A 6516-nucleotide genomic window follows, 5' to 3' on the forward strand; every position below is an offset into this window, starting at 1 on the left:
CGCGCCCGCCCCGCCGGCCCCCACCGGGTCCCACCAGCGCGGCGGCAACTCCCGCCGCAGCACGGCCCCGCCCGGCGTGCGCACCTCCAGCGCCCCGTGCCGGGACACCGCCACCGTCACCCGCTCCGACACCACCCGCCAGCCGCCCCCGGTGTCCGGCTCCAGCACCGCCCGGGGATCGGGCTCCGGCCCACCGCCCACCACCGCGTACGACGGCCCCGGCTCCGCCCCGTCCCAGCCCCAGAACACCGCCCCGCCCACGGTCACCCGCACCAGCAGTTCGGACCGCGCGAACCGCAGCACGCCCCCGCCCGGCAGCGCCCGCGTCCCCACCAGCAGCCCCGGCACCCGCGCCCGCTCCGCACCCCGCCGCGGCAGGGCCACCGCGTCGGTCCGGCGATGGCGCAAGGCCGAGCGCCAGGCGCGCCGCCCGCGCGCCGTACCGATCTCTTTCACCGCACGCACCAGATCACTACCGTCCATGCGGATCACCCTGCCACCGGCCCCGGGCCGCGCGGGCGGCGTTCAGCTGCCGTTCACCCGCGGCGGGACCGACCCCGACCGCACAGGACAGCTCTGGTGCGTATGTCGATCACATGGCATCGTCCCTGTGAGCCGTCGCGCGAACACCCACGCCGCGGTGGCACCGTACGCACACGAAGCGCGAGCCACAGACTTGACCGGGAGCCGACCCATGACCTCAGCCACCCAGCCGGAACCCCTCTGGTCCCCGGCCCCCGACCGGATCGCAGCGGCCCGGATCACCGCCTTCCAGGCCTGGGCGGCCGAACGGTTCGGCGCTCCCGCCGACGGCGGCTACCCCGCACTGCACCGCTGGTCCGTCGACGAGCTCGACGTCTTCTGGCAGGCCGTCGCCGAATGGTTCGACGTACGGTTCACCACCCCCTACGAGCAGGTCCTCGCCGACCGCTCCATGCCCGGCGCCCGATGGTTCACCGGATCCACCCTCAACTACGCCGAGCACGCCCTGCGCGCCGCCGAGGACCCCGCCCGCGCCGCGGACCCGGCCCTGCTCTCCGTGGACGAGACCCACGAGCCCACCCCCCTCGGCTGGGCCGAGCTCCGCCGCCAGGTCGGATCGCTCGCCGCCGAACTGCGCGCCCTCGGCGTCCGCCCCGGCGACCGCGTCAGCGGCTACCTCCCCAACATCCCGGAAGCGGTCGTCGCCTTCCTCGCCACCGCCGCGGTCGGCGGGGTCTGGACCTCCTGCGCCCCCGACTTCGGCGCCCGCAGCGTCCTCGACCGCTTCCAGCAGGTCGAACCCGTCGTCCTCTTCACCGTCGACGGCTACCGCTACGGCGGCAAGCAGCACGACCGCCGCGACACCGTCGCCGAACTGCGCGCCGAACTCCCCTCCCTGCGCGCCGTCGTCCACATCCCCCTCCTCGGCACGCCCGCCCCCGAATCCACCCTCACCTGGGCGGACCTCACCTCGGGCGACGCCGAACCCGTCTTCGAGCCCGTCCCCTTCGACCACCCGCTGTGGATCCTCTACTCCTCCGGCACGACCGGCGCCCCCAAGGCCATCGTCCAGTCCCAGGGCGGGATCCTCCTCGAACACCTCAAGCAACTGGGGCTGCACTGCGACCTCGGCCCCGACGACCGGTTCTTCTGGTACACCTCCACCGGCTGGATGATGTGGAACTTCCTCGTCTCCGGCCTGCTCACGGGAACCACCGTCGTCCTCTACGACGGCAGCCCCGGCTATCCCGACACCGGCGCCCAGTGGCGCATCGCCGAACGCACCCGCGCCACCCTGTACGGCACCTCCGCCGCCTACGTCATGGCCTGCAAGAAGGCCGAGGTGCACCCCGCCCGGGACTTCGACCTCTCCGCCCTCAAGTGCGTCGCCACCACCGGCTCCCCGCTGCCGCCCGACGGCTTCCGCTGGCTCCACGACGAGGTCGCCGAAGACCTGTGGATCGCCTCCGTCAGCGGCGGCACCGACGTCTGCAGCTGCTTCGCGGGCGCCGTCCCCACCCTGCCCGTCCACATCGGCGAACTCCAGGCCGCCTGCCTGGGCACCGACCTCCAGGCCTGGGACCACTCCGGCAAACCCGTCACCGGGGAGGTCGGCGAACTCGTCGTCGCGGCCCCCATGCCCTCCATGCCGATCCACTTCTGGAACGACCCCGACGGCAGCCGCTACCGCGACAGCTACTTCGAGATGTTCCCCGGCGTCTGGCGCCACGGGGACTGGATCACCCTCACCGACCACGGATCCGTCATCATCCACGGCCGCTCCGACTCCACCCTGAACCGGCAGGGCGTCCGGATGGGCTCCGCCGACATCTACGAAGCCGTCGAACGCCTCCCCGAGATCAAGGAATCCCTGGTCATCGGCCTGGAAGAGCCGAACGGCGGCTACTGGATGCCGCTCTTCGTCCACCTCGCCCCGGGTGCCACCCTCGACGAGGCCCTGCGCAAGAAGATCGCCGGCACCATCCGCGAGCAACTCTCCCCGCGCCACGTCCCCGACGAGGTCATCGAGGTCCCCGCCGTCCCCCACACCCTCACCGGCAAGCGCATCGAGGTCCCCGTCAAGCGCCTCCTCCAGGGCACCCCCCTCGCCAAGGCCGTCAACCCGGGCTCCGTCGACCGACCCGACCTCCTCGCCTTCTACGAGGACCTCGGCCGCACCCGCGGCTGACCGGGACCCGATGTCAGTGCCCGTCGTTACGCTGAGTGAGCAGAACGTCACGCCACTCAGGGGGAAACCATGTCAGGCACGCACCACACCGGACCATCGGGCACCACATCGGGCACTCCGCCCCGCAAACGGATCTCCCGCCGCCGCGGTCTGCGCCGCGAGGTCCCCAGCACCGTCGGCCTCCTCGCCGACCCCGGGGACTTCGCGGCCATGCGGGACTACCGCAGCTTCGCCTTCGACCACCACGACGACTACGGCGACTACCTCCGGCAGGTCGACGCGCTCCTGAAGTCCCTCGCCGCCCAGGGCATCCACACCACCGTCGCCCTCTTCGACCCCGAGGAGTACGCCGACTACTGCGCGGAACACGAGCTCGACCCCGACACCGCCCGGACCCGTACGCGGTTCACCGCCGAACTCGCCGGCGGCGGACCGGCCCTGCCGTACACCGGCCAACCCATCGAGGAACTCGTACCGCTCCTCGTGGACGAAGCCGTCCGGCAGGCGACCTGGGAGTGCGCCTCCATGCTGCTCACCGGCGTCGGCACGTGCGCGGACTGCGGGCAGGACATCGGGCAGGCCTCCTTCGAACGGGCCGCGGGGGTGCTCGACCGCCTCCTCGCCGGCGCCGGACCGGGCCACCACCACCTCGTCTGCAGCATCCCGACCGAACAGGAACAGCTCGTCGTCGTTCTGCACGCGGAGATCACCGGCGACCCACCGGGCCCGGCCCGGACGCAGGCCCGCGACAGCCTCGACTTCGTGACCGTCCTCGCCGCCGGACTGGCCCTGGGCGGCGCCGGGGGACTCGTGCTCCGCAGCACCACCGACGGCTTCCGCGACCGGGTCCACGGATGGCGCCTCGACCGGGGCCGCCTGGTCGCCCTCACCGCGGCCGCCGTCTTCGACGCCTACTGCACGGACGCCGACACGGGCGAGCCCGTCGCCCCCGAACCGGGCGTCGAGTACTGCCCGGGCTACGAGGCGGACGTGCCGGGCCCCCACCACTGAAAGGCCGAGGGGCCCTCGCCACCGGCGAAGGCCCCTCGACCGCGATCCAACCGTCCGGCTACTCCCCGGACAGCACCGCCTGGGCGGCCACACGGGCCTCCTCGGCACTGTCCGCGGCCCGTGCCGCGGCCGCGGCACGCTCGCACTGCGCGAGCGTGTACTTGGCCAGCGTCGCCCGCACGTACGGAATGGACGCGGCACCCATCGACAGGGAGGTGACACCCAGACCCGTCAGCACACAGGCCAGCAGCGGGTCGGCGGCGGCCTCGCCACAGACACCGCAGCTCTTGTCCTCGGCCTTCGCGGCGTCCGCGGACATCGCGATCAGGTCGAGCAGCGCGGGCTGCCAGGGGTCCTGCAGCCGCGAGACGGCGCCGACCTGACGGTCGGCGGCGAAGGCGTACTGCGCGAGGTCGTTCGTCCCCAGGGACAGGAACTCGACCTCCTGCAGGATCGAGCGCGCCCGGAGCGCGGCGGAGGGGATCTCCACCATCGCACCGAACTTCGCCCGCAGACCGGCTTCGCGGCACGCGTCCGCGAACGCCTTGGCGTCGGCCCGGTCGGCCACCATCGGGGCCATGACCTCAAGGTAGACCGGCAGTCCCTCGGCGGCCCTGGCCAGCGCGGTGAGCTGCGTACGCAGTACGTCCGGGTGGTCCAGCAGCGCCCGCAGCCCGCGCACGCCGAGCGCCGGGTTCGGCTCGTCGGCCGGGGTCAGGAAGTCCAGCGGCTTGTCGGCGCCGGCATCCAGGACGCGCACGACGACCCGGCCCTCGGGGAAGGCTTCGAGCACCTTGCGGTAGGACTCGATCTGCTTCTCCTCGGACGGCGCCTTCTTGCTGTCGTCCAGGAACAGGAACTCGGTGCGGAACAGACCCACACCCTCGGCCCCGGCCTCGACGGCCGCCGGCACGTCACCCGGACCGCCGACGTTGGCGAGCAGGGGCACCCTGTGACCGTCGGACGTCGCGCCGGGACCGGACGAGGCCGCGAGGGCCGCCTTGCGCTCGGCGGCCGAGGCCTCCAGCTCGGCCCGCTTCTCGGCGGTCGGGTCCACGAACAGGTCACCCGTGCTGCCGTCCACGGCGATCAGGGTGCCCTCGGCGATCTCACCGGCACCCGGCAGCGCCACGATGGCCGGCACACCCAGCGCCCGCGCGAGGATCGCGCTGTGGCTGGTCGGCCCACCCTCCTCGGTGACGAAACCGAGGACCAGCGCCGGGTCGAGCAACGCGGTATCGGCGGGCGCCAGGTCCCGGGCGATCAGTACGTACGGCTCGTCACTGTCCGGAACACCGGGCATCGGCACGCCCAGCAGACGCGCGACGATCCGGTTGCGCACGTCGTCCAGGTCGGCCACCCGGCCCGCCATGTACTCGCCGGCACCGGCCAGCAGGTCGCGGTAGGCGGCGAACGCGTCGTAGATGCCCCGCTCGGCGGTGCTGCCGACGGCGATCCGCCGGTCCACGTCCGCCATCAGCTCGGGGTCCGTGGCGATCATCGCCTGGGCCTCGAGCACGTGCTGGGCCTCACCACCGGCCAGCTGGCCGCGCGCGATCAGGTCCGCCGAAACAGCCTCCACGGCCTGACGGGCGCGCCCCTGTTCGCGCTCCGCCTCATCCGCGGTGATCTGCCTGGCCGGCGGTTCGAGAACCGCCGTACCCATGTGCCGGACCTCGCCGATCGCCACACCGTGGCTCACGCCGACGCCTCGCAGCGTTGTCTCCATTTCACCGTCTCCGATTGAGCGGCGGCCCCAGCCGCCGCGATGGATGTCCGACCCGCCGTGCAGGGGACGCTTACCGCCAGCTGAAGAGCGCGTCGTCGGCCTTCACGTCGCCGGACTCGACGACGTCGGAGAGGGAGTCCGCCGTCGCCTCAAGGGCCACGACGGGACAGATCGGCGACTTGCCGGCCTGCTCGACGGCGGCCGGGTTCCAACGGATGACGCCCTGGCCGCGCGTCACGGTGTCGCCCTTGTTCACGAGCAGCTCGAAGCCCTCGCCGTTGAGCTGGACGGTGTCGATGCCGAGGTGCGTGAGCACACCGTGGCCCTCACCGTCGACGACCACGTACGCGTGCGGGTGCAGGGAGACGACCACACCGTCTACGGGGGACACCGCCTCCGAGGGCTCGCGCACGGGATCGATGGCCGTGCCCGGTCCCACCATCGCGCCGGAGAACACCGGATCGGGCACTGCCGCGAGTCCGATGGCGGTCCCGGCAAGTGGGGACGTCACGCTGGTCATGGGGGCCTCCCAGGGGTGGGGCTTCATCGTGTCGCCGTCACTACCTGTCGCGAACGGCATACTCTTCAGAAGGATATGTCAAGGGCTGTACCGGTTCGCCCGAAGTTGGTCCTGACTCGGACGGTCCTTTGGCAGGGAGACTAGTGGACTAGACCGGTGGACTAGACCATACGCGTGAAACGATTTGCCTGAGCAGGGGGCGCCCTGTACTGTCGTGACTCCCGCCAGGACGTGCCGCGTGAACATTTCGCGAACATCCCTTGGACGGGATTCCTCCTCAAGCAGCAAAGATCCAGAACTCCTCTGTGTCTCCGTGCGCCCATTCGGCGAAACGGAGAGTGGTCGGAGAGGCGGAAAAGCGCTGATAGAGTCGGAACCGCCGGAAAGGAAAAGCGCGAAAGCGCAGGACCTGGAAAGCACCGAGGAAATCGGGCCCGAAAGAGTCTGATAGAGTCGGAAACGCAAGAACAGAACGAAAGCCCGGAGGAAAGCCCCAGTAATTGTTACTGAGGGTGAGTACAAAGGAAGCGTCCGTTCCTTGAGAACTCAACAGCGTGCCAAAAATCAACGCCAAAAGTTGATACC

The 6516-nt window shown here is 71.4% G+C and carries 5 protein-coding genes and 1 pseudogene; 2 read left to right on the forward strand and 4 right to left on the reverse strand.

What is annotated here, in order from left to right; genetic code table 11:
* A pseudogene (locus NOD94_RS39685) lies at window positions 1-483 on the reverse strand (glycosyl hydrolase); the annotation flags it as partial.
* Between the two features lie 211 nt (window positions 484-694).
* Between NOD94_RS39685 and NOD94_RS39690 the strand changes: the two are divergent.
* Together NOD94_RS39690 and NOD94_RS39695 are read left to right on the forward strand one after the other, a co-directional pair.
* Entirely contained in the window at window positions 695-2671 is a 1977-nt protein-coding gene (locus NOD94_RS39690) for an acetoacetate--CoA ligase (RefSeq protein ID WP_281211104.1), read from the forward strand.
* 69 nt (window positions 2672-2740) lie between these two features.
* A complete protein-coding gene (locus tag NOD94_RS39695; RefSeq protein ID WP_281211105.1) occupies window positions 2741-3682 on the forward strand; it encodes a hypothetical protein in 942 nt (313 codons plus the stop codon).
* A gap of 58 nt (window positions 3683-3740) precedes the next feature.
* On the opposite strand, the gene ptsP is transcribed toward NOD94_RS39695, so the two are convergent.
* The 3 genes from ptsP to NOD94_RS39710 form a co-directional block, all read right to left on the reverse strand.
* Complete coding sequence (gene ptsP / locus NOD94_RS39700) at window positions 3741-5411, reverse strand: phosphoenolpyruvate--protein phosphotransferase (protein WP_281211106.1); 1671 nt, start codon at window positions 5409-5411, stop codon at window positions 3741-3743.
* A gap of 70 nt (window positions 5412-5481) precedes the next feature.
* Window positions 5482-5931 carry a PTS glucose transporter subunit IIA gene (locus tag NOD94_RS39705; RefSeq protein WP_281211107.1) on the reverse strand — a complete coding sequence of 150 codons (450 nt, stop codon included), beginning with the start codon at window positions 5929-5931 and terminating at the stop codon, window positions 5482-5484.
* 277 nt (window positions 5932-6208) lie between these two features.
* On the reverse strand, window positions 6209-6516 hold a 308-nt coding region (locus NOD94_RS39710; protein ID WP_281211108.1), incomplete at its 5' end, for a hypothetical protein.

This window comes from Streptomyces sp. Isolate_45, from assembly GCF_024721315.2.
Lineage (GTDB): Bacteria > Actinomycetota > Actinomycetes > Streptomycetales > Streptomycetaceae > Streptomyces.